Source organism: Variovorax sp. CF313 (assembly GCF_000282635.1).
Classification (GTDB): domain Bacteria; phylum Pseudomonadota; class Gammaproteobacteria; order Burkholderiales; family Burkholderiaceae_C; genus Variovorax.
Genome location: NZ_AKIW01000041.1, coordinates 53 through 24,473 on the forward strand (window position 1 = coordinate 53; position 24,421 = coordinate 24,473).

A 24,421-nucleotide genomic window follows, 5' to 3' on the forward strand; every position below is an offset into this window, starting at 1 on the left:
AGCCGGTTCCGCGGTGTTCGCGAAGGAGCCCGGGCTGCGCCGGGCGGCAGCATATACACCGAAAAGTTCTAACAACCCGCACTTGTTGCGGGTTTTCTTTTTTTGGAGTGTTGCCTACCTGAAAAGTCCTTGTGTCCGCTACAGTAACAATTAGTGTCACTATTGCGTACCGTCGCAGCGCGGAACGCGGCCGAGGCAAGTCCCGGAGGACCATCAACGTTCCATCACGACGAGGCTGAAATGCAGGATGCCGCCACCAACCCCACGTACACAGCGTTGCAACCGCAATTGCCGGAATCGCTGGAGATTCCGGGCTACGACCTGCTGGAGGAACTGGGCGCAGGCGGCTACGGCACCGTCTATCGTGCGCTGCAGCAGCGCACGGGCACCGTGGTCGCCATCAAGGTCGTCAAGCTGCAGGTCGGCAGCCAGCGCGTTGCGCGTTTCCACCGCGAGACCAAGCTCTGCGCCGCGCTGCACCATCCGCACATCGTTCAGCTGCTCGACAAGGGCGAGCAGGGCGCCTGCGTCTATGGCGTCTTCGAGTACGTGCCGGGAGAAACGCTCACCAGCCTGATCCGGCGCAAGGGCGCTTTGACGGCCCCCGAAACCGCCCACCTCATGGCGGAAGTGCTGGATGCGCTGGACTGCGCGCATGCCGCGGGCATCGTGCATCGCGACCTGAAGCCGGACAACGTGATGGTCACGTTCACCGGCGCCGTCCCGCATGCGAAGGTGCTGGACTTCGGCATCAGCACCGTCATACCCACGAACAGGGGCGCTGAATTCCTGACGCTCACGATGACGGAAGAGTCCCTGGGCACGCCGGCCTACAGCGCACCCGAGCAGCTGCGCGGCGAGCCACCCGGCGTCAAGTCCGATCTGTATGCCTGGGGCCTGATGTTCATCGAATGCCTGACCGGCGTGCCCGCCATCCGCGGCGCATCGGCGGCGGAGATTCTTCATCAGCAACTGAGCCCGCAGGAAGTGCCGCTGCCCTCGGAAATCGCCAGCCATCCGGTGGCGTCCGTGCTGCGGCAGGCATTGAGGAAGAAGGCCGCCGACCGCTGCGATTCCGCGGCCACGCTGCTGGCCGAACTCGGGCGCCTGCGGCTGGACGACCTCGTGGGCGTGCTGCGCTCGGCCAAGCAGGCGCAGGACGAGGCGCTGGCCCATACCGTGGTGACGACGCGCGGCTTCTCCGAGAAGCGCCAGCTCACGGTGCTGTGCTGCAGCGTCTCGGTCTGGCCGGACGCCGACGCCGAGGGCGCCGACGATGCCTTGCCCTCGGACATCGAAAAACTGGAACTGCTGCAGCGCAACGAGCTCTCCCTGTTCGCGGAGACCGCCACGCGGCGCGGCGGATTGCTGGCGGGCACGCTGGGCGACCGGATGATCGTGCTGTTCGGCTATCCGCATGCCAGCGACACCGACGCGCGGCAGGCCGGCATGACTGCGCTGGAGCTGATTGCGTTGAGCCGCCAGCGCTCGGCCGCCATCGAGCAGGCGCACGGCGTCCATCTGGGTATCCGCATGGGCATGCACACCGGCATGGCGGTGGTGGCCGCCGGAGAAATCCCGTCGGGCCATGCCGTCAATGTCGCGGTGCGACTCGAGGGCGTTGCCGAAACCGGGACGCTGCTGGCAAGCGAAAGCAGCTACCGGCTGCTGGGGCGCCATGCGCGCTTCGACAAGGCCGGCAGCGTGGCCCTGCCGGGGCAGTCCGGCGGCATCCAGACCTATTGCCTCAGCAGCAAGCGGCAGGCGTCCATGCTGCACGAGTCGGCGGAACAGGCACTGCACGAGGCGTGCATTGGCCGCGAGCCGGAACTGCAACAGCTGCGCGCGGCGTGGGCCCAGGCCCGGCAAGGCCAAGGCGGCGCGGTGTGGATTCGCGGCGAGCCCGGCATCGGCAAGTCGTGTCTCGCCGACATGCTGCGCGAGCAGGTGGCGCAGGAAGGGTGGCAGACCGTCAGTGCGCAGTGCCAGCCCGAAAGCCAGAACAACGCGCTGACGCCGTTCCTGGCGCTGCTGCGCCAGCGGCTCGACGCCGCGCCCGACGCCGCCACGCCGGACGCCCGGCGGGAGCGGTTGCGCGAGGCCCTGCATGCGGCCGGCTGCGACGGCGAGGCGGTGCTGCCGATCTTCTGCGCATGGCTTTCCCTGCCGCTGGGCGACAGCGCGCCCAGCCAGATGTCTCCCCCGATGCAGAAGGCGCTGTTGCTGCAGTCGATCGCGCAGTGGCTGTTGCACATGGCCGAGGCGGCGCCGCTGCTGCTCCTGCTCGAGGACGTGCATTGGGCCGACCCCACGAGCATCGAGTTTCTCGAGCAGCTGGTCGCGCAGCTGCCGCAGCGGCGCGTGCTGCTGGTGCTGACCGCGCGGCCGGAATGGGAGAAGCCGCCGGAATTGCAGGCGGCGTGCATCGAGGTGCGCCGTCTGGAAGACGCGCAGGCGGCCGAACTGGCCCGGCAGGCGCTGGCGCCGAGAATCGCCGCGCCGCAGGTGATCGACAACGTGGTCGCGCGCACCGACGGCGTGCCGCTGTTCATCCAGGAAATGGCGCGCATGCTGCTCGACGCCTACCTGGTGGAGAAGGACGGCGTCTGGGTCTTCAAGGACACCGCGCAGCCAGCGGCCATTCCGGTCACGCTGCGCGACTCGCTGGTCAGTCGCTTCGACCGGCTGGGCCCCGTCAAGGGCCTGCTGCAGCTGGCCGCCACCATCGGGCGGCAATTCGATGCCGAGCTGCTGTGCGCCTGTTCGGGCAAGCTCCCCGAAGCCATGGACAAGGACATGGCCGTGCTGCTCGACGCGGGGCTCGTGGCGCCGGCCGGGCCGCCGGGCGCCTTCATCTTCCGCCACGCGCTGATCCGCGACACCGCCTACGAGTGCATGCTCGTCGCGCAGCGCCAGCAGCAGCACCGCAACGTGGCGCAGACGCTGCTGGACAGCCAGCCGCAGCGCGTGGCGGACGAGCCGGGCAGCGTGGCCCAGCACTGGGCGGATGCCGGCGAGCACGCGCAGGCCATGGCGCTGGCGGTGCAGCAGCTGCGCATTACCCAGCATCGCTCGCTGAACGACGAAACCATTTCCTACGCCCAGCACATCGACGGCTGGATGGCGCGCCTGGATGGCGCTGCGCAGCGCGAGGCGCGCCTCGACGTGAACAGCTACGTCACGCAGGCGATGATGAACAAGTACGGCTGGGCGCATGCGCAGGTGGTGGACCGCATCGCCCTGTCGCAGGAACTGCTCGACGACAGCGTGCCCCGCGAGAAGCAGGTGCAGCACCTGTGGACGCTGATCACCTTCCACCACGTCGCGAGCAACCGCGCCGAGGTGCAGCGGCTGAGCCAGCGGTTGCTCGACCATGCCGTGCAGCAGCAGGACCAGGGCGTGTTCGTGGCGGCACAGACTTATCTTGGGCTCGCGCACTATTCCGACGGCCAGTTCGAACTCGGCGAGCAGTCGCTGACCGACGCCATCGAGCGCTACAGCCCCGAAGCGCACGCGCACCATGCTGCCGACTTCGGCTTCGACACCCGCGTATGGGCCACCACGGGGCGCGCGCTGGTGCGCTGGTTCGCGGGCCACGACGCGGCCGCCCGCACCGACGCCGCGAATGCCGTCCGGTGGGCGCGGGAGATGTCGCACATTCCGTCGCTGAGCATGGCCCTGCTGTACCAGAGCCTGGGCCACCAGGCCCGCAACGACAAGGCGCGGGCGCTGGTCAGCACGGGCGAACTGCTCGGCATCACCGCGCGCTATGGCCTGCCGGCGTTCCAGGGGTATGCGGAAATCATCCGCTGCTGGGCCACCGGCGACGTCGACAGCATCGCGCAAGCCGACGCCTGGGTGCAGGCGCTGTGGGGCATGGGCTGCCGCTATTGCCAGACCTACTACCGTGCCTTCGCCGCGGACACGCTGGCCGCCAACCAGCGCTGGAGCGAAGCGCTCGAGCGCATCGACGAGTGCCTGCGCATGGCGGACGAGCTCAAGGAAGGGCTCTACAGGTCCGAGCTCCATCTGCAGAAGGCCCGCTACCTGCAGGCCGCCGGCGGTGAGCGCGCGGCGGTGGCCGCCTGCTTCGCGCAGGCCGCCGAAGTGGCGCGCGAGGGGGCCAAGCACAGGACCGAGTACGAGGCCCTGGCGGCGTTGCAGGCACTGGCGCCTGAAGGCCGCGACGTGGCCGCACGCCTGGAGGAGCTGGCCGGCCTGCGATCGGAGTTGTCTGCACGCATGCCCCTGCATGCATTTGTTTCTTGAACCAAGGATGAAGTGACCATGACCCCTCAACGCCAAAGCGCCGAACCGCTGCTCGAATTCCGCCTTGCCTATCTTCGAGGCGTTGCCCGATCGTGGCAGGACGATGCCTACCGCCGCGAACTGCTCGACCAGCAGGACATTCAGCCCATGCTGCGCCGCGACTTCGGCCTGCCGACGATGTGGCCGCAAGTCGACATCAGGCTCTTCCAGAATCCGGATCCGGACATGCGCGCCGAATGGAAGCCGATGCTGACTTCTGGCTGGGTCGGCCCCGACGATTCCTTCATCATCGTGCTGCCGCAGGCGCCTTCCTCGCATGCCGCGGAGGCGCTGGCCGCCTACTACCAGGTGTTCCCGAACTTCATGGGCGGCGCCGTCGCCTTCGAGGCGCCCGAAGCGTCCACCGCCGGCCTGATGAAAGCCGCGCTGCCCACGGGCCTTGGCATCCCCGGCGGCGGCGAAGGTTCTCTGCTGGCGTTCGGTGGCCTGGTGCTGCGCGCGATCGCGCTCGCATGGCAATCGCCGGAGTTCCTTTTCGACCTGACGCGCGACCCCGACACCGACAAGGCGCCGGTGCTGAGCCAATGGCTGGGCTACAACAATCCGTTCAATTTCAAGATCCTGTTCACGACCAATTCCGCCTTCACGTGGGACACGGCGCGCGGCGAATGGAACCTGGAGAATGCCGACGGCTCGCCGATCAAGAACGGCCTCCTCCTCAACTACCCGAACGCGCCGGTGGAAGAGGGCATGCGGGCGATCGCGCTCACCTCGTACAACAACACGGGCGACCCCTATCCCTTCACCTGCTGAGTCCGCGGTCGATCGGGGGCTGGCCGCTGGCGCGCTGCAAGGCGCCACGGCCACGCTCCTGCTGACACTGGCCGCGCGCGCCGAGGCCAGCCGCCTGCGCGGCGATGCGCAGGCGTTCTCCGACCCCGAGGCGCAGCGCATCGCGGCCTCGTTGCCCTTCGACCTCTCGGCCTATGCGATGGACGCGGCATTCGTCAGGAGCGTGGTCCTGCGCGCCGCACTGTTCGACCGTTTCGCGGCCGAATTCCTCGCAATCCATCCGGGGGGCCTGTGCATCACGCTGGGCGCGGGCCTTTGCACGCGGCGCAGCCGGCTCGGGGCGGCCGTGGCGGCAGGTTCCCGCTGGCTGAACATCGACCTGCCGGACGCCATCGGCCTGCGGGCGCAGCACATGGCGCGCGGCGAAGGCGAGACCGACCTCGCCTGCTCGATCCTCGACGACGCGTGGCTCGACGCCGCCGGCCTGCCCGGCGAGCGGCCCGTGCTCGCGATGCTGGAGGGCGTCTGCCCCTACCTGCCGCAGGCGCCGCTGGAGGCCCTGCTGTGCCGGTTGGCCGGGCGCTTCGAGCACGGCGCGACGCCGTGCACCGTCGTGCTCGACCATGTGCACCCGGTGCTCGCGCGCCAGCCCATGGCGGTGGGCGGCATGCGGCTGCCGGTGGTGTCGGGCTTCGAAGACGCCGTGCAGATCGCGCGTCTGCATCCGTCGATGCGGGTGCTGTCCGAAGACCACATCTATGCGCAATTCTCCGAACAGCATCGGCTGTTCGAAGCGGCGTTCCAGGCCGCGACAGGCGCCTGGCCCTATGCCGTCGTGCGCCTTGCGCTGGGCCCGCAAGACGATGCGTAGCGCCGCGGCACCGGATTTCTTCGGCGACGTTTTCCGGTGGCACGAGAAGCACCTGCCGCCGGTCGTGCTGAAGGACAACCTGCTGCTGTTGAGCGAAAGCGAACTGCTCGTGCTCGGCTCGCCGGGCGTCATGGCCCTCGAGCGCGTGCTGCGCGAGCGTGTCAGCCTCGCGGCTTATTGCCGCAGCGAAGGCGCGGCCGCGCCGCTCGCGGAAATGCTGCATGCGCTCGAAGCATTGGCGCGCCAGGGGCTCGTGCGACCCGCCGCGACGGACGGCGGCGAGCCGTACCTCGTGCCCGATTTCTCGGTGGAACCCGCGCGTGCGGCCGTCTCCGATCACGTCGATTTCGTCCTGCTGTCGCAGGCCGTGAACGACGGCGCGGCACGGCGCTGGGGGCTGGCGATCGCCGAGGCGGGCGGCGCTGGCCTCACCCTCGTGTTCTGCGACGACTGCCTGGACCCGCGGCTCGGCGTGATCGATGCGCAGCAGCGCGCTTCGGGGCGTCCATGGCTGCTGGTCAAGCCGACCGGCGAACAGGCCATGGCCGGCCCGGTCTTCAGGCCGCGCGGGAAGCCGGCCGGCCCCTGCTGGCATTGCCTCGCGCACCGCTGGCTCGGGAACCGGCCGGCGCGCGCCTGGTGGCAGGACCGCCACGGCGGCATGGCCATCGGCCCGCCCGTGCGCGCCGGCGACGGGCTTGTCGGCGAACGCCTCGATCGACTGCTCCCCATCGCCAGGCAACTCGCCGCGCACCCTGATGCGCAGGTGCGCACGCTGGATTCGCCGCAGCCGCATTTCGTCTTCGGCCGTCCCCAGTGCCCGCAGTGCGGAACGCCGGGGCTCATGGCGCAGCGGCAACGCGAACGCATCGCGCTGGCGCCGGGCCTGCCCGCCGCCCGGCGCGATGGCGGCTGGCGCACTGTGCCTGCCTCGGCCACGGTGGAGCGGCTCGCGCGCCACGTCAGTCCGCTGTGCGGCGCGATCGCGCAGGTGCGGCCGCTCAACGCCGAATCCGACGATGCGCTGACGGTCTATCGCAGCGAGATCTTCAGGACTGCACCGGCCGGCGGCGATGCGCTGCCCGGCCCGCTGACCCAGGTCTGCCTCGGCAAAGGCATGTCGATGGAGCAGTCCCGTGCCAGCGCTTTGTGCGAGGCGGTCGAACGCCACGCCGCCTTCTACCAGGGCGACGAGGCCTCGGTCGTCGCGCTCGCCGCCGACCTCGACGCGCGCTGCGTCCAGCCGCAGGCGCTGGCGCTGTTCAGCGATCGGCAACGCGCGCGGTTCGACACGGAGAAGCCACCGCACGCCGTGGCGACCTCGTCCGCAGCCCCGGGTCAGCCCGCATGGTGGACGCCCGCCTGGTCGCTGACTTCCGATGCCCGCTGCTACCTCCCGCTGGCTTTCTGCTTCGCGAATGCGCCGGTGCCAAGCCAGTGCCACGTCAGCTGGACATCGAACGGATGCGCCGCCGGGAACACGCGCGAGGAAGCCATTCTGCAGGGCTTTCTCGAACTGGTGGAGCGCGATGCCGCAGCCATCTGGTGGTACGGCGAAATCCGCAGGCCGGCCATCGACCTCGGTGGCCTGTGCGCCGAAATCTGCCTGCGCATCGAGCGCACCTGCGGCCCGGAGTGGGAGCGCTGGGTGCTCGACATCACCCATGACTTCGGCATCCCGGTGGCGGTTGCCGTCGGCCGGCACGGGCAAACGGGCGAGTGGGCCATCGGCTTCGGCTGCAGCACCGACCGCGCGCTGGCCTGCGAACGCGCGCTCACGGAAATGAGCCAGCTGATCGTGGCCGGCAAGACCTTTGCAATGCAGCGCGCCGGCTTTCTCATGCCGTCGAAGGTGAGCGACGCCGTGACGGCGCCGGCCGCGCAGACGGATATCGCGGAAGAAATCAAGCGCTGCGTCGGCATTGCCGCTGCCCTCGGCCTGGAGACCATCGTCCTCGACCACACGCGCCCCGACATCCCGCTGTGCACGGTGAAGGTGATCGTGCCCGGCCTGTGCCACATCTGGCCGGAGCTGGGCAACCCGCGCCTGTACAGGGTGCCCGTCGCCATGGGATGGCGCGACACTCCGATGAGCGAGGGCGACCTCAATCCACAGGCGCTCTACGTCTGACCTCGCGAGAGAGAATGCACCGATGGCTATTTTCAGGAACAAGCTCGACGGGCGCGCCACCATGCTGCGGCCCGTGCATGCCTTCGGCCGCCGCGCCTCGGCATGCCAGACGGTGCTGAAGGCGCCGGACGTGTCACAGGTCCATGCGCTTGTCCGATGGAACAGCCGCGCATGGGAGATCGTCGACCAGAGCCGCAACGGCACCACGTTGAACGGCGAGCGCCTGCCGGGCGGCCGCTGGACCGTCTTGCCCGCGGGCGCCGAAGTCCGCATGGGCGTGGGCGATGAAACGGTCTGGATCGCGGACGACCTCGCGCCGCCGGCCACCTGCCTTTTTCCGAGCGAGGGGCGCGGCGCCGCCGTGGTGCTGAACCTTCGCGAAAACCTGCTGCCGGACGAGCAGCAGCCTGAAGTGAACGTGTATTTCCACGAAGGCAAATGGATGCTCGAGCACATCGGCGGCATCGAGTACCTCAGCGATGGCACCGTGGTCCGCACCTCGGGCAGCACGTGGGAGTTCGTGCTGGGCGACGACCTGGCGTCCACTTCCGAGAACCCGATCGCAGCCTCGGCGCCGGCCTCGGCGGAGGTTTCGCTGCACTTCAATGTCAGCCAGAACGAGGAGCACACGAGCCTGAGCCTGGTGGCGGACGGCAAATCGGTGTCGCTCGGCGAACGCATTCATCACTACACCCTCGTCACGCTCGCCCGTGTGCGGCAGCAGGACGCGCAAAAAGGCGTTGCGCCGCAGAGCCAGGGCTGGATCGGGCTGGACGAACTCTCGCGCATGCTGGGCGTGGAGCCCTCATACGTGAACATCCAGATCTTCAGGGCGAAGCACCAGATCCTCAATGCATTGCCGCCCCGGCTGGCCGAGCCGCCGCTGGTCGAGCGACGGCGCGGGAACGTGCGCCTCGGCAACTATCCCTTCGAGATCCAGGGCGGCGCACAGCGCGTGTAATCGCCTGTAATTTCATTCTCCCCCCGCGATCCCTAGAGTGAGGTCCAGTTCGGTGCCGTTGCGGCACCAACCGCCTGATCCATCACTTCCGGAAGAGAGTTGCCATGGGGATGATCTATTCAGTCACGGTCAACAACCATGCGAGTCATTCGGCTTATTTCATGGTGTTCCAGAACGACCCGACGCAATGGGCGCCGAATGCGCTGTCGCTGGCCTGGTTCGCCGAGTTCTCGAACCCGGGCCCGAGTTCGCGCGTCAAGTTCCAGTGGAGCGTCGACACCGGCTTCTCCTGGGCTGAAACTGGCGAACTGCAGCCCGGCACCCAGTTCACCGCCACGGAAACCTACGACGCGACCGGCCTGAACAACAAGATCACGCTCGACTACGACCGTGCCTACCGGTTCGTGAACCCGATCCCGGGACCCGATCGGTCGCGGTTCTATCTCGCCGAGTCGGCCAGCGTCCCGGGCAGGTCCGCGGCTGCCGTGGGCGTGACCATGGGAGGCAGCACGGTGTATGCGGCGCAGGCACGCCCCAACCAGAACCTGGCCTTCTCGCCGCGCCCCCGCTACTTCATCGCCTATGGCGACTACGAGGAAGGCGATGTGATCGACGTCAGCGCGATCAACAACCCGCTCGAGTTGCCGTATCCGGCCGGCGTCTACGCGCTGACCACCACATTGAACGCCAATGGAACCTGGGACCCGCCAAAGAGCCTGGCCCATTCCAACGCGAGCCGCCTGCGGCTGCTCGCGGTTTGAATTTTCAGCTGTCACACCTCCTGGTTTCCTCGAGGACACCCATCATGAGAAGCACACGCCATGCTGCAGAACACACCTTCACCGATTCTTGCACCTCGCCAGCCGCTTCAATCGAGCTTGCGGAGTCAGGCAATGCGCCCACAGCAAGCCGCCGTTGAGCGGGTAGCGACGCGGCGCGTGTTCCTGGTGCCCCCAGGCGCCCGTCTGCAGGACCCCAACGTCGATTGCCTGGCCATGGACGAGGAGGTCTGGGAGCGCGGCTATACGCTGGTGATCGACGAGGTGAAGCGCGGCCCGCTGCAGGACTTCTGGAAGCACTACTACGGCACCTCCGCCGAGATGGCGATGTCCGGCAACGGGCTGATGGAGTTCCGCAAGGACATCATGGCGATCACCCCGGATTGCCTGAGCGAGCCGGCCGTGTTTCGGTTTCTCGTGCAGTTGACCCGGATGTGCGTGCGGGCGTACAGCGTGCAGGGCAGCCTGCACGTCGTCGCTGAATAAATACTCCCCCAGGCTACGCGCACTTCGTGTCGCTGCGCCAACCCCCTCGCCGGGGGGCTACACCTGCGGCCCGGCGGAGCCGGTTCCGCGGTGTCTCGCGAAGGGGGCGCGCCGGTTCGAACGCCGTGGCGTGCCGGGCGCATTGGCGCTGTCAGGATTGCGGGGGCTGGAGCTGCGCCGCCATCTTCTGGTGGATCAGGTTCACGGCCTTCAGCGGGCGCAGCATCACCTTGAACTCGGTGATCCTGCCTGCGTCGTTCCACTTCATCATGTCGACGCCATTGATCTGGATGCCGTCCAGCTCGAGCGCGAATTCGAGCACCGCATCGTGCTCTGACCTGAGCTCGCGCACATAGCGGAAGCTCTCGTTGAAGAACACCTGGAATGCCGCCGCCAGGTACTTCTGCGTGATGCGTTTGCCCACCTGGGGCGTGTGCACCACCGGCGAATGGAAGACGGCCTCGTCGTCGAGCAGGGCATCGAGCCCCGCCACATCGCGTTCCTTGACGAGCCGGTGCCAGGTGGCGAGGGTGTCGATCGGCATGTGTCTCCTGAAGAGGTGAGTAGGATGCCCGGCATTTGACGCACAGGCGTGCGACATGGCAAGACATCCCGGGCACCTGGGCGACTCGTCAGGCCAGCCGGTCGAGCAGGCTGTACCAGGCCACGCCCCCGGCCACGTAGAAGCGCTGCAGGCCATGCAGCGGGATCGGCTGGATCGGCGTCACCGGGTACGGAAAATCCGCGCCCGCATCCACGAGCCGCGCAGCCAAGTGCTTGCCCATGCTCGTGGCCAGCGCGATGCCCCGGCCGTTGTAGCCCAGCGCGATCGTCATGCCCGGCGCCGGCGTGTGCACGTGCGGCATGAAGTCGCGCGTGACGGCGATGCGGCCGGCCCAGCGGTACTCGTAGCGCAGCGGCCCGAGCTGCGGGAACAGCAGCTCCAGCGAGCGCTCCAGGTGCGCGAAATCCGCGGGACCGCCCGGGTCGGCGAAATGGCCGCGCCCGCCCATCAGCAGGCGGCCCTGCGCGTCCTTGCGGAAGTAGAGCAGCAGGCGCTGCGAGGTCGAGGCGGTTTCGCCGCGCGGCAGGATCGCGTCGGCCGCCGCGCCCTTCAGCGGCTCGGTGGCCACGATGAAGCTGTTGGCCGCCAGCACCGTGCGCTTCAGCCCGGGCCACAGCGCGCCCGTGTAGCCGTTGGTCGCTATGACGACTTGCTCCGCGGTGACGCTGGCGCCCGTCGACGTGCTCGCATGCCAGTGCGAGCCGCGCCGCTCCAGCGCCGTGACCTCGGTGCCGCCGTGCACGGCAACGCCCAGGCCCTGCGCGGCGCGAACCAGCCCGCGCGTGTAGGCCAGCGGCTGGATGCCGCCGGCGCGGCCGTCGAGCCAGCCGCCGGCGAAGGTATCGGTGCCCAGCCGCGCCGCGACGGCCGCGCGGTCGAGCGGCAGCGTATTCACGCCGCGCCTGGCCCATTGCTCGGCGCGCGCATGCAGGCCGGCCACGTCCTTCGCCGCGTAGGAAACCTGCAGCCAGCCGTTGCGCACCGGCTGGCAGTCGATGCCGTGGCGCGCGATCAGGTCGAACACCAGGTCGGCCGAGCCCGAAACCGCGTCGATCAGCGGCTCGGCGCGCTCGGCGCCGTACAGCCGCACGAGCTCGTCGGGGTCGTGCTTGAGCGTCGGGTTCACCTGCCCGCCGTTGCGCCCCGAGGCACCCCAGCCGGGCTCATGTGCCTCGAGCACGCACACCTGCACGCCGGCCTCGGCCAGGTGCAGCGCGGCAGACAGGCCGGTGAAGCCGCCGCCCACGATCAGCACGTCGGCCTTGCGCGATTCGGCGAGCGGCGGCGTCGGCGCGGCGGGCGGCGCGGTGGCGGCCCAGAGCGATGGCGGCATGGCACTGGCTGCGCTCATGCGCGCACCTCCCCGGAGCCGGCCGCACCGGAAGGATGCAGCACGCGCCGCAGGAAGTCCTGCGTACGCGCATGGCGCGGCGCGCCCAGCACCTGTGCGGACGGACCTTCCTCGACGATGCTGCCGCTGTGCAGGAAGCACACGCGGTCGGCCACCTCGCGGGCGAAGCCCATCTCGTGCGTGACCACGATCATCGTCATGCCCTCGTCGGCCAGCGCACGCATCACGCCGAGCACGTCGCCGACCAGCTCGGGGTCGAGCGCCGAGGTCGGCTCGTCGAACAGCATGGCCTCGGGCTTCATCGCAAGCGCGCGGGCGATCGCCACGCGCTGCTGCTGCCCGCCCGAGAGCTGCGCGGGCCAGGCCTGCGCCTTCTCGGCCAGCCCGACCTTGGCCAGCAGCGCCATCGCTTCCTCGCGCGCCCGCGCGGCGTTCTGGCGCAGCACGTAGACGGGGCCTTCCATCACGTTCTCCAGCACGGTGCGGTGCGGGAACAGGTTGAAGCGCTGGAACACCATGCCCATGCGGCTACGCAGCCGGTGGATGTTCGGTGCGTTGCGGTCCACGCGCTCGCCGAAGGCGCGGATCTCGCCACCCTCGTACGACTCCAGCGCATTGATGCAGCGAAGCACGGTCGACTTGCCCGAGCCCGACGGGCCGATCAGGCACACCACCTCGCCCTTGTCCACGTGCAGGCTCACGCCCTGCAGCACGCGGTGCGCGCCGAAGCGCTTTTCGAGTCCCTCGACGTGGATCATGGCTGCTTCCTTCCTGCGGCAAAACGCTTCTCGAGACGGCGCAGGCCCCAGACCAGCGGCAGGCTCATCAGCAGGTAGAGCAGGGCGACCAGCGTGTAGACCGTCATGTTCTGGAAGGTCGACGAGGCGATGAGCTGGCCCGCGCGCGTCATCTCGGCCACCGTGATGGTCGAAACCAGCGAGGAGTCCTTCAGCATCATCACCAGCGTGTTGCCATACGGCGGAAGCGCGATGCGGAAGGCCTGCGGCAGGATCACCCGCCGCATGATCAGCGCCGAGCGCATGCCCATGGCCTGCGCCGCCTCGCGCTGGCCGGGGTCGACCGCCTCGATGCCGGCGCGGAAGTTCTCGGCCTGGTAGGCCGAGTAGGCGATGCCCAGCCCGATCACGCCGGCCTGGAAGGCCGTGAGCTGCACGCCGAACTCCGGCAGCACGAAGTAGATGTAGAAGAGCTGCACGATGATCGGCAGCCCGCGGATCACGTTGACGATCACCGTGGCGGCCCACGAGAGCGCGCGCACCGGCGAGAGCTTCATCAGCGCGAGCGCCAGGCCGAGCACGCTGCTCAGCAGGAAGGAGAGCACCGTCACCTGCACGGTGACCACGGCACCCTGCAGGAGGATCGGCAGGAAGTCCTGCGCGTGCTGGAGGAAGGTGGGAGCAGCCATCTACATCAGTCCTGTCGCGCGGTGCGCAGCCCGTCGAATCGACCGGCCGACGTAGGCAGGCCCATTCGGGGAACACCGCGGAACCGGCTTTGCCGGGCCGCAGGTGTTGCCCCCTGCAAGGGGGGTGGCGCAGCGACACGAAGTGCGCGAAGCCTGGGGATGTGCATCAGATCCCCCACTTCTGGACGATCTTCGCCAGGGTGCCGTCGGCCTTGATGGCGGCGATCGCCTTGTTGATGCGTGCCAGCGTCTCGGTGTCGCCCTTGCGCACGACCAGGCAGACATCGCCCACGTTCACGGCCTTGTAGCTGTCGACCAGCTTCACGCCGGGGAAGGTGTTCTGGCGGATCTGGTAGGCCATGATGGGCTGGTCGCCGAGGCCCGCCTTGATGCGCCCGAGCGAGAGGTCGCGCGTCATGTCGGCCACCGAGTCGTAGCTGCGCACCTCCTTGAAGATGCCCTTCTTGTTCAGCATGTCGAGGAACACCGTGCCGACCTGCGCGCCCACCACCTCGCCCTTGAGCTCGTCGAGCGAGACGTATGCGCGGGCGTCGTCGGCCTTGACGATCAGGCCTTCGCCGTACGAGTAGACCGGGTCGCTGAAGTCGACCACCTCCTGGCGTGCCGGCGTCTTCAGCATGGCGGCCGAGACGATGTCGATCTTGCGTGCGGTGAGCGAGGGGATCAACGCCGAGAACACTGTCTGCTGCACGTTGACGCCGAAGCCGCCGGCCTTGCCCACGGCGGTGACGGTGTCGACCATCATTCCCTGGATGCTGTTGGTCTTCACGTCCAGGAAGGTGAAGGGCACGCCGGTGGCCGTGGCGCCCACGTTGTAGGTGGGCGCGGCGCCCTGCGCGGCCGCCAGCGAGGCGGCGCCGGCGATGCAAAGACCCAGGGCCAGGCGATGAAGGCGGCGAACGATGCGATTCATGGGAGCACTCCTCGAAGCAAGGGAAGTTGAAGAAAGAAGAAGAGAGGCGGGAAAGAAAGGTGCTGCTGGGCAGCGCGATGCAACATGCGTGCCAATAATCGATTCTTTTGAATCTATAAACAATAAATAGAAACCATTAGTCGAGTCTAAGATATCGATATTCGATATTTCAAAGGAATGTGGATATACTCCACCGCCATGGACGCCACACCCGACACAGCCCCCGAAGACGGCCAGAGCCTGCTTTTCAACCAGTCGCTGGAGAAGGGCCTGGCCGTGCTGCGCGCCTTCAGCGCCCGGCGCCGCACCATGACGCTGGCCGACGTGGCCGAGGCCACCGACATCACCAAGAGTTCGGCGCAGCGCATGGTTTTCACGCTCGAGAAGCTGGGCTACGTGCGCAAGCACCCGAAGACGCGGCGCTACCAGCTCACGCCGAGGGTCATGGAGATCGGCTTCAACTACCTCGCGGCGCACTCGCTGATCGACGTGGCCAACCCCTTCCTGTCGGAACTCACCAAGGTGACGACCGAAACCTCCTGCCTCACCGAGCCCGACGGGCTGGACATGGTCTACGTGGCGCGCTTCGTCAGCGCGCAGTTCGTGCCGGTGCACATGCCCATCGGCAGCCGCATTCCGATGTACTGCACGGCTTCGGGGCGCGCCTTCCTGAGCGCGCTGCCCGAGGACGAGGCGCGCGCGCTCATCGAAGCCTCCGACCGCGTGGCCCATACCATGCACACCCGCACCGGCGTGGACGAGATCCTGCAGGAGCTGCGCCAGGCGCGGCAGCAGGGCTTCGCCACCAATGCCGAGGAGCTTTTCCTCGGCGACATGACCATCGCCGCGCCCGTGCTGGGCGCTCAGGGGAGGCCGGTGGCATCGGTGCACATCGTCGCGCCGACCAGCCGCTGGACGCTGGAGGAGGCGGTGCGCAAGCTGGCGCCCACGCTGCTGCTTTGCGCGCGCTCGCTCACCAGTTCGGCGCGCAGCATCGACTGACACCTATAGGGTTTCAGACATCGCGCCGGCAGGTGGGTGCCCTTATGCTGTGCGGGATCACAACGCAGCAGCAGTTCGCACCCACCATGACCGATTTCCGCCCCACCTACGACAAGAGCTTCGACCGCATCGCCGCCGAGCGCCTGCCTGCGCTGCTGCGCGCCATGCCCAAAGCCGAGCTGCACATGCACATCGAGGGCTCGCTCGAACCCGAACTCATCTTCGCGCTCGCGCAGCGCAACGGCGTGTCCATTCCGTACGCCAGCGTCGAGGAACTGCGCCGTGCCTACGCCTTCACCAACCTCCAGAGCTTCCTGGACATCTACTACGCCGGCGCCAGCGTGCTGCTCAAGGAACAAGATTTCTACGACATGGCCTGGGCCTACCTGGAGCGCGCCGCGGCCGACAACGTGGTGCACACCGAGATGTTCTTCGACCCGCAGACGCACACCGCGCGCGGCGTGGCGATGGAAACGGTGGTCAACGGCCTGCACCGCGCATGCGTCGATGCGCAGCCGTTGCTCGGCGTGAGCGCGGCTCTCATCCTGTGCTTCCTGCGTCACCTGAGCGAGGAAGAGGCTTTCGAGACCCTGGAGCAGGCGCTGCCGTTTCGGGACAAGTTCATCGGCGTGGGGCTCGATTCGAGTGAAGTCGGCCACCCACCGGAAAAGTTCGCGCGCGTGTTCGCGCGCTGCCGCGAATTGGGTTTTCACCTCGTCGCGCACGCGGGCGAAGAAGGCCCGCCCGAGTACGTGTGGAGTGCGCTCGACGTGCTCAAGGTCGAGCGCGTCGACCACGGCGTGCAAAGCACCAAAGACCCTGCGCTGATGAAGCGGCTCGCACAAGACCGCATCCCGCTCACCGTGTGCCCGCTGTCGAACCTCAAGCTCTGCGTGTTCCCCGACCTGTCGCAGCACAACCTGGGCGCACTGCTCGATGCGGGCCTGGTCGCCACTGTCAACTCGGACGACCCAGCCTACTTCGGCGGCTACATGAACCAGAACTTCACGCAGACCTTCGCGGCCACCGGGCTCAACGCGCAGCAGGCCTGGCAACTCGCGGCGAACAGCTTCGAGGGCAGCTTCATCGACGCGGCCGCAAAGCGCGCTTACGTCGACCGGCTCAACGCGGTCTTCGCGACCTTCTGATCGGCAGTGGCTGCGGTATCGGGCCGCGGCACCAGCAGTGGCATTGCCACCAGCGCACAGGCGCTGGCCGCGAGCCACACCAGCGGCCAGCCCTGCAGCGCCAGCAGGTGGGGAATAGAGAAGGGCGTGATGAAGCACACCAGGAACACGCTGGTGTTCGCCATGCCCAGCGCCGTGCCGGCACGCGATGCGCCGGCCAGCGTGGCGAGCTCGGTGTAGGCCACGCCGTGCCAGGCCGACACGCAGACACCGCTCACACCCAGCAGCACGACCAGCGCGATCCGCAGCGCCAATGAATCGGCGACATGTGTACCGGCGGCCATCACCAGCACCGCGAGTGCAGCGAACAGCAGCACGTTGAGGGCGCCGCAGGCGCGCAGGTAGGCCGGTCGGTTGCGGCGACGGTCGGTCCAGCGGCCGCTCCACACGCGCATCACCATCGCACCGACCTGCGTGAAGACCATCGTGGCGGTGATCGTCGCCAGGCCCGCATGTCCGAAGTCGTGCAGGAACACAGTGCCGAAGGACAGCACCGCGAACTGCGGCGCGCAGAGAATGCCGATGCCCAGCACGATGCGCCACACGCGAGCGTCGCGCAGCGGGCCGCTCTTGGACACGGCACGCGCTTCGGCCGTGGCCTTGGTACGGGGCGCGACAGGCGGCTCGTGCACCCAGGCCCAGCTCATGGCCGCGCTCAACGCACACAGCAAGGCCAGCAGGCCGTAGAGCGCGGCAAAGCCGAAGTGCAGCGCGACGTAGGGCAGCACCAGCGCGCCGATGCCGCCGCCCATCGGCACGGCCGTCTGGCGGATGCTCATCGCGAGGCCGCGCTCGCCGGCGTCGAACCATGTCATCACCGCACGGCCGCTGGCACCGTTGACGCTGCCGCCCAGCAGGCCGACCAGCAGCAGCCCGGCGCCGAGCCAGCCGAGGCCGGGAATGTGCCCTGCGCCCGGCGCGGCCCACAGCGCCATCGCCACCAGCGCGACGGCCGTGCTGCCCAGGCCCGTCAGCAGCACGGGCCGGTCGCCCCAGCGGTCGGTCAACAGGCCCCACGGCAGCTCGCTCACGGCAATGCCCAGCCCCATGAGGCCCAGCACCAGCCCGAGTGTGGCGTTGTCGAGCTGGTAGCCGGTGCGCATCAGCACGGCGGTCATGGGAATGCCGCTGAAGGCCACGGAAAAGGCCGCGTTGGCGGCCACGCCTGCAGCCAGCACCTTCCAGCGGTGGCGTGGGGAAAACGAAGAGGAGTGGGGTGAAGGGGTCATGTTGCAGGGCAGTGTCGGCCGCTGCAAAGGTTTTGAAAATCAGAAAATAATGAGCCCATCGTCCCGAAAATCAGGACTATAAGAAAAGGACCCGACATGAGCCAGGTGATGTTCGATCTCGACGTGCTGCGCACCTTCTCCACCGGCATCGCGCTCGGCAGCTATGCGCGCGCGGCCGACAGGCTGGGCCGTTCGACCTCGGCGGTGAGCGCGCAGCTGAAGAAGCTGGAGTCGCAGGCCGGCACCGTGCTGTTCCGCAAGGCCGGCCGCGGGTTGGAGCTCACCGATGCAGGCGAGACGCTGCTGACCTATGCCCACCGCATGCTCGAACTGAATGAAGAAGCCGGCGCCGCCATGCGCGGCACCGACCTGCAGGGCTGGGTGCGCCTGGGCCTGCAGGAAGACTTCGGCGAGACGCTGCTGCCCGCCGTGCTTGGCCGCTTCGCGCGCGCACATCCCAAGGTGCGCATCGAGGCCTGCGTGGCGCGCAGCGGCGAACTGCGCGAGCGGCTCGAACTCGGCCAGCTCGACCTGGCACTGGCGTGGGACGCGGGCGACCAGCCCCTGTCGCCCTACGCCGAACGCGTCGCGCGCCTGCCGCTGTTGTGGATCGGCCCGAAGACGCCCGACAGGGTCGAAGCACCCTGGTGGACGGAGCGCGAGAGCCGCGGCGCCGGTACGCGCCAGGCCAGGAGCAAGGAGCCGCTGCCGCTGATCATGCTCGATGCCCCGTGCCCGTTGCGCGAGATCGTGATCACCGCGCTCGACCGCGCCGGCGTGCCGTGGCGCCGGGCTTTCGGCAGTGCCAGCCTCGCGGCGCTGTGGGCCGCCGCATCGGCCGGACTGGGTCTTACGGTGCGCACGCCTTTCGGGCTGCCCTCGCACGTACGCGCCATCGATCGCGCGACGCTGTCCCTGCCGGCGCTGCCGCAGATATCGCTCGTGCTCTATCGCGCGCAGGCCCACTCCGAGGCCCCGGCGAGCCGGCTGGCCACGCTGTTGCTGGAGGCTGTGCGCCAGCATGTGCAGCTCGAGTAGAAAAACGGCCGCACGAAGGCCGCACTAAAATCCGAACCCCGCAGCCGGGCGTCCCGGCCGGCTGCGGGTTGTGCTTTTCCGGGGCCATGTAGAGGAACACCATGTACAAAAACCTCGCTGGCCGCGCCGTTCTGGCGTGCGCTGCCGCCTGTTTTTTCTTTTCTCCCGCCTTTTCGCAGACGCAGTCGCCCAAAGCGCCGCTGAAGATCGGCTTCGTCTACGTCACGCCCGTCACCGATGCCGGCTGGGTGCGCCAGCACGAGGAAGGCCGCAAGGCCGTCGATGCGGCGCTGGGCGGCAAGGTCCAGACCACCTACGTCGAGAACGTGGCCGAAGGCGCCGACGCCGAGCGCGTGATCCGCGACCTCGCGCAACAGGGCAACACGCTCATCTTCACGCCGAGCTTCGGCTACATGGAGCCGACGCTGAAGGTGGCGAAGGACTTCCCCGAGGTGAAGTTCGAATCGATCACCGGCTACAAGACCGCGCCCAACGTCGCGACCGCCAATGCGCGCTACTACGAGGGCCGCTACCTCGCGGGCATCGCGGCCGGCCGCATGACGAAGACCAACATCGCCGGCTACGTCGCGGGCTTCCCGATTCCCGAGGTGCTGCAGGGCATCAACGCCTTCGCGCTCGGCATGCGCTCGGTGAATCCGGCTGCGAAGGTCCACGTGGTGTGGCTCAACGAGTGGTTCGATCCGCCGAAGGAGCGCGACGCCGCGATGGCGCTGTTCGACCGGAACGCCGACGTGGTGGCCTTCCACACCGGCTCCACCGCCGTGATGGCCGCGGCGCAGGAGCGCGGCAGGATGGCCGTTGCCTATCACTCCGACATGCGCAAGATCGCGCCCGACGCGCAGATCGTCGCGGTCACGCACCAGTGGGGCGGCTACTACACGCAGCGCGCGAAGGCCGTGCTCGAAGGCAGTTGGAAGAGCGGCAACCTCTGGGGCGGCGTGAGGGAAGGAATGATCCGCGTCGGCGACTTCGGCACCAAGGTGCCCAAGGCCGTGCAGGACGAGGTGCTGGCGCGGCAGAAGGACATCGCGGCCGGCAAGCTGCAGCCGTTTCGTGCGGTGGCCGCCGACGTGCGCGACAACGAGGGCCACGTCGTGGTTGCCAAGGGCGCGCAGCTCAATGACGAGCAGATCCTGAAGATGAACTGGCTGGTCGAGGGAGTGCAGGGGCGGGTGGCCCGTTAACGGGCTTGCGGGCCGACGGCGTTGCCCGTGGCGATGGAGCTTCGGCGCAACAGGGTCTTGATGCGCTGGCGAAGCGGCGCAGGTGTCACCGCTGACGTCATTTATCAGTAGAACGCGGATCTTCAGCCCAGCCGCTCGACCACAAAGTCCACGAAGGTCCGCAGCTTGGCACTCGGCCGCGCTTCCGGCAGCCGCATGATGTGCACCTGCCGCGTGGGCAGTTCCCATCCGGGCAACAGCCGCACCACCTGGCCCGAGGCGATGGCGGGCCCGAGCAGCGCGTCGGCCTGCACGATCACGCCTACGCCGGCCATGGCTGCGGCCAGCAGGGCCTGGCCGTTGTTGGTGGTGAGCGGGCCGCGCACGGGCACATGCACCGTCTTGCCCTTGCGCGTGAAGCGCCATGCATGGTCCGGTCCCCAGGTTGCGAAGCCCAGCAGCGGAAATGCCTCCAGGTCGGATGGGTGCTTGGGTTGCCCGTGGCGTGCGACCCATTCGGGGCTGGCCACCGCGCACATGCGCGACAGCGCCAGCGGCCTTGCAATGAGCCGTTCGTCGACCGCGGCGCCCGAGCGGATGCCGCAGTCGAAGCCTTCCTCCGCGAGATCGACCACGCGGTCGTTGAGGCTCAGCTCCACTTTCACCTGCGGATAGGCGGCGATGTACTCGCCGATCACGGGCGTGAGCCGGTGCGCGCCATACGCCACCGGCGCGGTCACGCGCAGCACGCCCTGCGGCATGGCGCGCAGCGACTCGGCCACGCCGTCGGCGATGTGCACGCTGGAGAGCACGTCGCGGCAGCGCTCGAGATAGGCGGCGCCGATTTCCGTGAGCGAATGGCGGCGCGTGGTGCGCTCCAGCAGGCGCGCGCCGAGCTGTTCTTCGAGCGCGCGGATGTGCTTGCCGACCATCACGGCCGACAGGTCGAGCGCCTCCGCGGCCGCAGCGAAGCTGCCCGCATCCACCGTGGCGACGAAGACTTCCATGGCGCGCAGCTTGTCCATATTGAAAACCTAAAGTTTCGAATGACCGAACCGGACGGCAATTTATCAAATTGATGGTTCGCAAAACAATGGCCGCCTGTTCATTCAATCCGGCGAGGTTTTCATGAGAGTTCTGGTTGTGGGCGCGACAGGCGCCATCGGCAGTGCGGTGGTGCAGGCACTGGCCGAGCGCCACCACGAGGTGATTCGCGCAGGCCGCACGCGTGGCGATCACCAGGTCGACATCACGAGCGACGCGAGCGTCGAGGCGCTGTATGCGGCGGTCGGTCGGGTCGATGCCATCGTGTCGGCGGCGGGCGGGCTGTTCTTCGGGCCGCTGAACGAGATGCGGCCGGCCGACTTCAACGTCGGCCTGCAGGACAAGCTGCTCGGCCAGGTGCGGCTCGCGCTGCTGGGCCAGCATGTGCTGACCGACGGCGGCTCGATCACGCTGACCACGGGCATCGTGGCGGACGAGCCGATCCGCCACGGCGCGAATGCCACGGCGGTCAACTCGGCGGTTGAAGGCTTCGTGCGCGGCGCTGCCATCGAACTGCCGCGCGGCATCCGCATCAACGTGGTGAGCCCGACGGTGCTGGCCGAGTCGCTGCCGCTGTACGGGTCGTTCTTTCCGGGTTTCGAGTCGGTGTCGGCGGCGAAGGCTGCGCAGGCCTACATCCGCAGTGTCGAAGGGCCGCAGACGGGACGCGTATATCGCGTGTGGCAATGACGCGGGCGCGCACACTGCTGCTCGGGGCGTTGCTTGCGTACGTCGCGGCGACGGCCTCGGCCGCCCCGCCCGCCGTACAGGCCCTGCCCGACGACTGGTATCCGGAAAGCGTCGCCATCGGCCCCGACGGTGCGTTCTACGTCGGCAGCTGGCGCGAGGGCGCGGTCGCGCGGCTGAAGCCGGGCGTCGCCCCGAAGGCCGAAGTGCTGGTGCAGCCCGGCGCCAACGGGCTTGCGAACGGGCAGGGCGTGCTGGTCGATGCGAAGCGGCGGGCGTTGTGGATCTGCTCTGGCAACAGCGGCTTCACCACAGTGCCGCAGACGCCGAGCGCGCTCAAGCGCTACGACTTGGCCACCGGCGCACCGCATGCCAGCTATGCGATGCCCGACAACGGCTACTGCAACGACCTCGCCCAGGACGCGCGCGGCAACCTCTACGTGACCGACTCCTTTCACCCGCGCGTGCTGAAGCTCGCGCCGGGCGCCGCCGCGCTCGCGGTCTGGAAGGAAGACCCGGCGCTGGCCGGCCCGGGGCCCTACAAGGGGCTGAACGGCATCGCCATCGACGGCGGGCGCGATGTCTACGTGAGTCTCGTGGCCGCGGCGTCCTACGTGCTGCGCATCGGCCTGGGCGCCGACGGCAATGCGGGGGAGGTCACGCGCATCGAAGCTCCGCGCGTGCTGAAGAACGTCGACGCGATCCGCGCCTGGAAGCCGGGCCGGCTCGTGCTGTTCGAAAGCAATGCCTTCGGCGAGGGCCCCTATGGCGGCCAGGTCACCGTGGCGCGCGTCGACGGTGCAAGGCTCGGCCTGCAGACGGTGGTGGCGGGGCTCAACGACCCGTCGTCCGGCGCGGTATGGGGCAACCGCGTCTATTTCATCGAGTCGAAGTATTCGCTGCTGACCAAGCGCAAGGACGGCGACGGGCCTGTGCCGACCGGCGTGCCCTTCGACATCCAGTCGCGTGCACTGCCAGCACGCTGAGTGCATTCCGCATATAGCACTCATACGCGCGTGGAAATCGTGGGCCGGCGGGGCTGGATTACCCTCCCTACCCACGATGAAAAAAGCCTACCGCGCCTCCCTCCTGCGATTCGATGCCGCCGGCCAGCCCGTTTTCGATGAAGACGGGCTGCTGGTCGTCGCCCCCGACGGCACCGGCCGCCAGCGCGTGCTCGATGCCGGCAGCCATGCCGCCGTCGCGCCGCGCCATCCCGATGCGCAGACGACCCACCTGCCCGGGCGCATCCTCGCGCCGGGCTTCGTGGACATGCACATCCACTTTCCGCAGACCGACATCATCGGTTCGCCCTCGCCGGGGTTGCTGCCCTGGCTCGAGAACTACACCTTCCCGGCCGAAAGCAAATTCGCCGACCCTGCGCATTCGAACGAAGTGGCCGACGTGTTCTTCGACGAACTGCTGCGCAACGGCGTCACCACCTCGCTGACCTTCGCGACCTCGCACGTGGCCTCGGTCGACGCCTTCTTCGAAGGCGCCCAGCGCCGCGGCCTGCGCATGATCACCGGCAAGGTGCTGCAGGACCGCAACTCGCCCGACGGGGTACGCGACGAAACGGAGCAGAGCCTGATCGATACCGAGGCACTGATCCGCAAGTGGCACAACGTCGACCGCCTGGGCTATGCCATCACGCCGCGCTTCGCGCCCGCGAGCACCGAAGCCCAGTTGCGCGGCGCGGGCGAACTGGCCGCGAAGTACGCCGACACCTGGATTCAGTCGCACGTGGCGGAGAACCGCGACGAAGTGAAATGGGTGCGCGAGCTGTATCCGAAGGCGCGTTCCTACCTCGATGTGTACGCCGGTTTCGGCCTGATGCGCGAGCGCGCCGTGTACGCGCACTGCATCTACCTCGACGAGGCCGACCGCGAGCTGCTGCGCGAGACGAAGACGGCCGCGGCCGTGAGCCCGACCAGCAACCTGTTCCTCGGCAGCGGCTTCTTCGACTTCGGCGCGGCCGACCGCGTGGACTATCCCTATGGCCTGGCCAGCGACGTGGGCGGCGGCACCAGCTTCAGCCCCTTCCACACCATGATGGCGGCCTACTACGTCGGCCGTGAAGGCCAGACCAAGGCCGGCCTGAGCATCGCGCCCTCGGAACTCTGGTGGCGCCACACCGGCGGCGCGGCGCGCGCGCTGGGGCTCGACGGCGTGGTCGGCAACCTGCAGCCGGGCTGCGAAGCCGACTTCCTGGTGCTCAATCCGGCAGCCACGCCGCTGCTGGCGCGCAAGACGAAGCTGGCGAACACGCTGGAAGAAATGCTCTTCGCGATGATCGTGCTGGGCGACGACCGGTTGGTCGAGCGCACGGTGATTTCGCAGGCTGGCTGAGGCCTGAGAGGGCGAACCCGCCCATGCCACAATCGCCGACCCAGCGAGCGCGGCGAAACCTTTTCGAGGAACACCGCGGAACCGGCTTTGCCGGGCCGCTGGTGTTGCCCCTTGAGGGGTTGGCGTAGCGACACGA

At 68.3% G+C, this 24,421-nt stretch carries 22 protein-coding genes; 15 read left to right on the forward strand and 7 right to left on the reverse strand.

What is annotated here, in order from left to right:
• Nucleotides 1–240: 240 nt before the first annotated feature.
• From PMI12_RS12555 to PMI12_RS12585, 7 genes are all read left to right on the forward strand, one after another.
• On the forward strand, nucleotides 241–4,269 hold the full coding sequence (locus PMI12_RS12555) for a TOMM system kinase/cyclase fusion protein (RefSeq protein ID WP_007832758.1): 4,029 nt from the start codon (nucleotides 241–243) through the stop codon (nucleotides 4,267–4,269).
• Nucleotides 4,270–4,287: 18 nt separating this feature from the next.
• The gene (locus PMI12_RS12560; RefSeq protein ID WP_007832759.1) at nucleotides 4,288–5,082 is read left to right on the forward strand and encodes a BMA_0021/BMA_0022 family TOMM bacteriocin; all 795 of its coding nucleotides are present in this window, start codon (nucleotides 4,288–4,290) and stop codon (nucleotides 5,080–5,082) included.
• Nucleotides 5,083–5,149: 67 nt separating this feature from the next.
• Entirely contained in the window at nucleotides 5,150–5,932 is a 783-nt protein-coding gene (locus tag PMI12_RS12565) for a class I SAM-dependent methyltransferase (RefSeq protein WP_272943562.1), read from the forward strand.
• Entirely contained in the window at nucleotides 5,925–8,063 is a 2,139-nt protein-coding gene (locus PMI12_RS12570; RefSeq protein WP_237726087.1) for a TOMM precursor leader peptide-binding protein, read from the forward strand. Before PMI12_RS12565 ends, PMI12_RS12570 begins: the two co-directional genes overlap by 8 nt.
• Before the next feature lie 22 nt (nucleotides 8,064–8,085).
• Entirely contained in the window at nucleotides 8,086–9,024 is a 939-nt protein-coding gene (locus tag PMI12_RS12575) for an FHA domain-containing protein (protein ID WP_007832765.1), read from the forward strand.
• 104 nt (nucleotides 9,025–9,128) lie between these two features.
• Complete coding sequence (locus tag PMI12_RS12580; protein WP_007832767.1) at nucleotides 9,129–9,785, forward strand: hypothetical protein; 657 nt, start codon at nucleotides 9,129–9,131, stop codon at nucleotides 9,783–9,785.
• Between the two features lie 132 nt (nucleotides 9,786–9,917).
• A complete protein-coding gene (locus tag PMI12_RS12585) occupies nucleotides 9,918–10,289 on the forward strand; it encodes a hypothetical protein (RefSeq protein WP_007832770.1) in 372 nt (123 codons plus the stop codon).
• A gap of 151 nt (nucleotides 10,290–10,440) precedes the next feature.
• Here PMI12_RS12585 and PMI12_RS12590 read toward each other — a convergent pair whose 3' ends face one another.
• The 5 genes from PMI12_RS12590 to PMI12_RS12610 all read right to left on the reverse strand — a co-directional run bounded on the left by PMI12_RS12590 (nucleotide 10,441) and on the right by PMI12_RS12610 (nucleotide 14,565).
• A complete protein-coding gene (locus PMI12_RS12590; protein ID WP_007832776.1) occupies nucleotides 10,441–10,833 on the reverse strand; it encodes a nuclear transport factor 2 family protein in 393 nt (130 codons plus the stop codon).
• Nucleotides 10,834–10,921: 88 nt separating this feature from the next.
• On the reverse strand, nucleotides 10,922–12,205 hold the full coding sequence (locus tag PMI12_RS12595; RefSeq protein WP_007832778.1) for an NAD(P)/FAD-dependent oxidoreductase: 1,284 nt from the start codon (nucleotides 12,203–12,205) through the stop codon (nucleotides 10,922–10,924).
• Nucleotides 12,202–12,963, reverse strand: a complete 762-nt coding sequence (locus tag PMI12_RS12600) for an amino acid ABC transporter ATP-binding protein (protein WP_007832780.1) — start codon at nucleotides 12,961–12,963, stop codon at nucleotides 12,202–12,204. Before PMI12_RS12600 ends, PMI12_RS12595 begins: the two co-directional genes overlap by 4 nt.
• Nucleotides 12,960–13,631, reverse strand: a complete 672-nt coding sequence (ehuD, locus tag PMI12_RS12605; protein WP_007832782.1) for an ectoine/hydroxyectoine ABC transporter permease subunit EhuD — start codon at nucleotides 13,629–13,631, stop codon at nucleotides 12,960–12,962. The genes PMI12_RS12600 and ehuD overlap by 4 nt, the downstream gene beginning before the upstream one ends.
• Before the next feature lie 166 nt (nucleotides 13,632–13,797).
• Nucleotides 13,798–14,565: an ABC transporter substrate-binding protein gene (locus tag PMI12_RS12610; protein ID WP_007832784.1), complete on the reverse strand. Its 768-nt coding sequence runs from the start codon at nucleotides 14,563–14,565 to the stop codon at nucleotides 13,798–13,800.
• On the opposite strand from PMI12_RS12610, the gene PMI12_RS29570 reads away from it, so the two are divergent.
• The 3 genes from PMI12_RS29570 (at nucleotide 14,564) to PMI12_RS12620 (ending at nucleotide 16,715) form a co-directional block, all read left to right on the forward strand.
• Complete coding sequence (locus PMI12_RS29570) at nucleotides 14,564–14,695, forward strand: hypothetical protein (protein WP_272943561.1); 132 nt, start codon at nucleotides 14,564–14,566, stop codon at nucleotides 14,693–14,695. The genes PMI12_RS12610 and PMI12_RS29570 overlap by 2 nt on opposite strands.
• A gap of 68 nt (nucleotides 14,696–14,763) precedes the next feature.
• Entirely contained in the window at nucleotides 14,764–15,567 is an 804-nt protein-coding gene (locus PMI12_RS12615) for an IclR family transcriptional regulator (protein WP_042673296.1), read from the forward strand.
• A gap of 86 nt (nucleotides 15,568–15,653) precedes the next feature.
• A complete protein-coding gene (locus PMI12_RS12620; RefSeq protein ID WP_157632187.1) occupies nucleotides 15,654–16,715 on the forward strand; it encodes an adenosine deaminase in 1,062 nt (353 codons plus the stop codon).
• Here PMI12_RS12620 and PMI12_RS12625 read toward each other — a convergent pair.
• The gene (locus PMI12_RS12625; RefSeq protein WP_007832789.1) at nucleotides 16,676–17,983 is read right to left on the reverse strand and encodes an MFS transporter; all 1,308 of its coding nucleotides are present in this window, start codon (nucleotides 17,981–17,983) and stop codon (nucleotides 16,676–16,678) included. The genes PMI12_RS12620 and PMI12_RS12625 overlap by 40 nt on opposite strands.
• A gap of 96 nt (nucleotides 17,984–18,079) precedes the next feature.
• Between PMI12_RS12625 and PMI12_RS12630 the strand changes: the two genes are divergently transcribed.
• The gene (locus tag PMI12_RS12630; protein ID WP_007832790.1) at nucleotides 18,080–19,021 is read left to right on the forward strand and encodes a LysR substrate-binding domain-containing protein; all 942 of its coding nucleotides are present in this window, start codon (nucleotides 18,080–18,082) and stop codon (nucleotides 19,019–19,021) included.
• Between the two features lie 101 nt (nucleotides 19,022–19,122).
• Nucleotides 19,123–20,226 (forward strand): BMP family ABC transporter substrate-binding protein, encoded by a 1,104-nt coding sequence (locus tag PMI12_RS12635; protein ID WP_007832791.1) that lies wholly within the window; start codon nucleotides 19,123–19,125, stop codon nucleotides 20,224–20,226.
• Nucleotides 20,227–20,348: 122 nt separating this feature from the next.
• On the opposite strand, the gene PMI12_RS12640 is transcribed toward PMI12_RS12635, so the two are convergent.
• Nucleotides 20,349–21,230 (reverse strand): LysR family transcriptional regulator, encoded by an 882-nt coding sequence (locus tag PMI12_RS12640; protein ID WP_007832793.1) that lies wholly within the window; start codon nucleotides 21,228–21,230, stop codon nucleotides 20,349–20,351.
• A 103-nt stretch (nucleotides 21,231–21,333) separates the two neighbouring features.
• On the opposite strand from PMI12_RS12640, the gene PMI12_RS12645 reads away from it, so the two are divergent.
• From PMI12_RS12645 to guaD, 3 genes are all read left to right on the forward strand, one after another.
• Nucleotides 21,334–21,939: a short chain dehydrogenase gene (locus tag PMI12_RS12645; RefSeq protein ID WP_007832795.1), complete on the forward strand. Its 606-nt coding sequence runs from the start codon at nucleotides 21,334–21,336 to the stop codon at nucleotides 21,937–21,939.
• The gene (locus PMI12_RS12650; RefSeq protein ID WP_007832797.1) at nucleotides 21,936–22,922 is read left to right on the forward strand and encodes a hypothetical protein; all 987 of its coding nucleotides are present in this window, start codon (nucleotides 21,936–21,938) and stop codon (nucleotides 22,920–22,922) included. The genes PMI12_RS12645 and PMI12_RS12650 overlap by 4 nt, the downstream gene beginning before the upstream one ends.
• A 76-nt stretch (nucleotides 22,923–22,998) precedes the next feature.
• Entirely contained in the window at nucleotides 22,999–24,285 is a 1,287-nt protein-coding gene (gene guaD, locus PMI12_RS12655) for a guanine deaminase (RefSeq protein ID WP_007832799.1), read from the forward strand.
• Nucleotides 24,286–24,421 lie beyond the last annotated feature (136 nt).

What these genes read in the sequence shown, in the direction of transcription:
- PMI12_RS12555 (WP_007832758.1), top strand. Translation starts at nt 241, where the DNA reads ATGCAGGATGCCGCCACCAACCCCACGTACACAGCGTTGCAACCGCAA.
- PMI12_RS12560 (WP_007832759.1), top strand. Translation starts at nt 4,288, where the DNA reads ATGACCCCTCAACGCCAAAGCGCCGAACCGCTGCTCGAATTCCGCCTT.
- PMI12_RS12570 (WP_237726087.1), top strand. Translation starts at nt 5,925, where the DNA reads ATGCGTAGCGCCGCGGCACCGGATTTCTTCGGCGACGTTTTCCGGTGG.
- PMI12_RS12575 (WP_007832765.1), top strand. Translation starts at nt 8,086, where the DNA reads ATGGCTATTTTCAGGAACAAGCTCGACGGGCGCGCCACCATGCTGCGG.
- PMI12_RS12580 (WP_007832767.1), top strand. Translation starts at nt 9,129, where the DNA reads ATGGGGATGATCTATTCAGTCACGGTCAACAACCATGCGAGTCATTCG.
- PMI12_RS12585 (WP_007832770.1), top strand. Translation starts at nt 9,918, where the DNA reads ATGCGCCCACAGCAAGCCGCCGTTGAGCGGGTAGCGACGCGGCGCGTG.
- PMI12_RS12590 (WP_007832776.1), bottom strand. Translation starts at nt 10,833, where the DNA reads ATGCCGATCGACACCCTCGCCACCTGGCACCGGCTCGTCAAGGAACGC.
- PMI12_RS12595 (WP_007832778.1), bottom strand. Translation starts at nt 12,205, where the DNA reads ATGAGCGCAGCCAGTGCCATGCCGCCATCGCTCTGGGCCGCCACCGCG.
- PMI12_RS12600 (WP_007832780.1), bottom strand. Translation starts at nt 12,963, where the DNA reads ATGATCCACGTCGAGGGACTCGAAAAGCGCTTCGGCGCGCACCGCGTG.
- ehuD (WP_007832782.1), bottom strand. Translation starts at nt 13,631, where the DNA reads ATGGCTGCTCCCACCTTCCTCCAGCACGCGCAGGACTTCCTGCCGATC.
- PMI12_RS29570 (WP_272943561.1), top strand. Translation starts at nt 14,564, where the DNA reads ATGGGAGCACTCCTCGAAGCAAGGGAAGTTGAAGAAAGAAGAAGAGAG.
- PMI12_RS12610 (WP_007832784.1), bottom strand. Translation starts at nt 14,565, where the DNA reads ATGAATCGCATCGTTCGCCGCCTTCATCGCCTGGCCCTGGGTCTTTGC.
- PMI12_RS12615 (WP_042673296.1), top strand. Translation starts at nt 14,764, where the DNA reads ATGGACGCCACACCCGACACAGCCCCCGAAGACGGCCAGAGCCTGCTT.
- PMI12_RS12620 (WP_157632187.1), top strand. Translation starts at nt 15,654, where the DNA reads ATGACCGATTTCCGCCCCACCTACGACAAGAGCTTCGACCGCATCGCC.
- PMI12_RS12625 (WP_007832789.1), bottom strand. Translation starts at nt 17,983, where the DNA reads ATGACCCCTTCACCCCACTCCTCTTCGTTTTCCCCACGCCACCGCTGG.
- PMI12_RS12630 (WP_007832790.1), top strand. Translation starts at nt 18,080, where the DNA reads ATGAGCCAGGTGATGTTCGATCTCGACGTGCTGCGCACCTTCTCCACC.
- PMI12_RS12635 (WP_007832791.1), top strand. Translation starts at nt 19,123, where the DNA reads ATGTACAAAAACCTCGCTGGCCGCGCCGTTCTGGCGTGCGCTGCCGCC.
- PMI12_RS12640 (WP_007832793.1), bottom strand. Translation starts at nt 21,230, where the DNA reads ATGGACAAGCTGCGCGCCATGGAAGTCTTCGTCGCCACGGTGGATGCG.
- PMI12_RS12645 (WP_007832795.1), top strand. Translation starts at nt 21,334, where the DNA reads ATGAGAGTTCTGGTTGTGGGCGCGACAGGCGCCATCGGCAGTGCGGTG.
- PMI12_RS12650 (WP_007832797.1), top strand. Translation starts at nt 21,936, where the DNA reads ATGACGCGGGCGCGCACACTGCTGCTCGGGGCGTTGCTTGCGTACGTC.
- guaD (WP_007832799.1), top strand. Translation starts at nt 22,999, where the DNA reads ATGAAAAAAGCCTACCGCGCCTCCCTCCTGCGATTCGATGCCGCCGGC.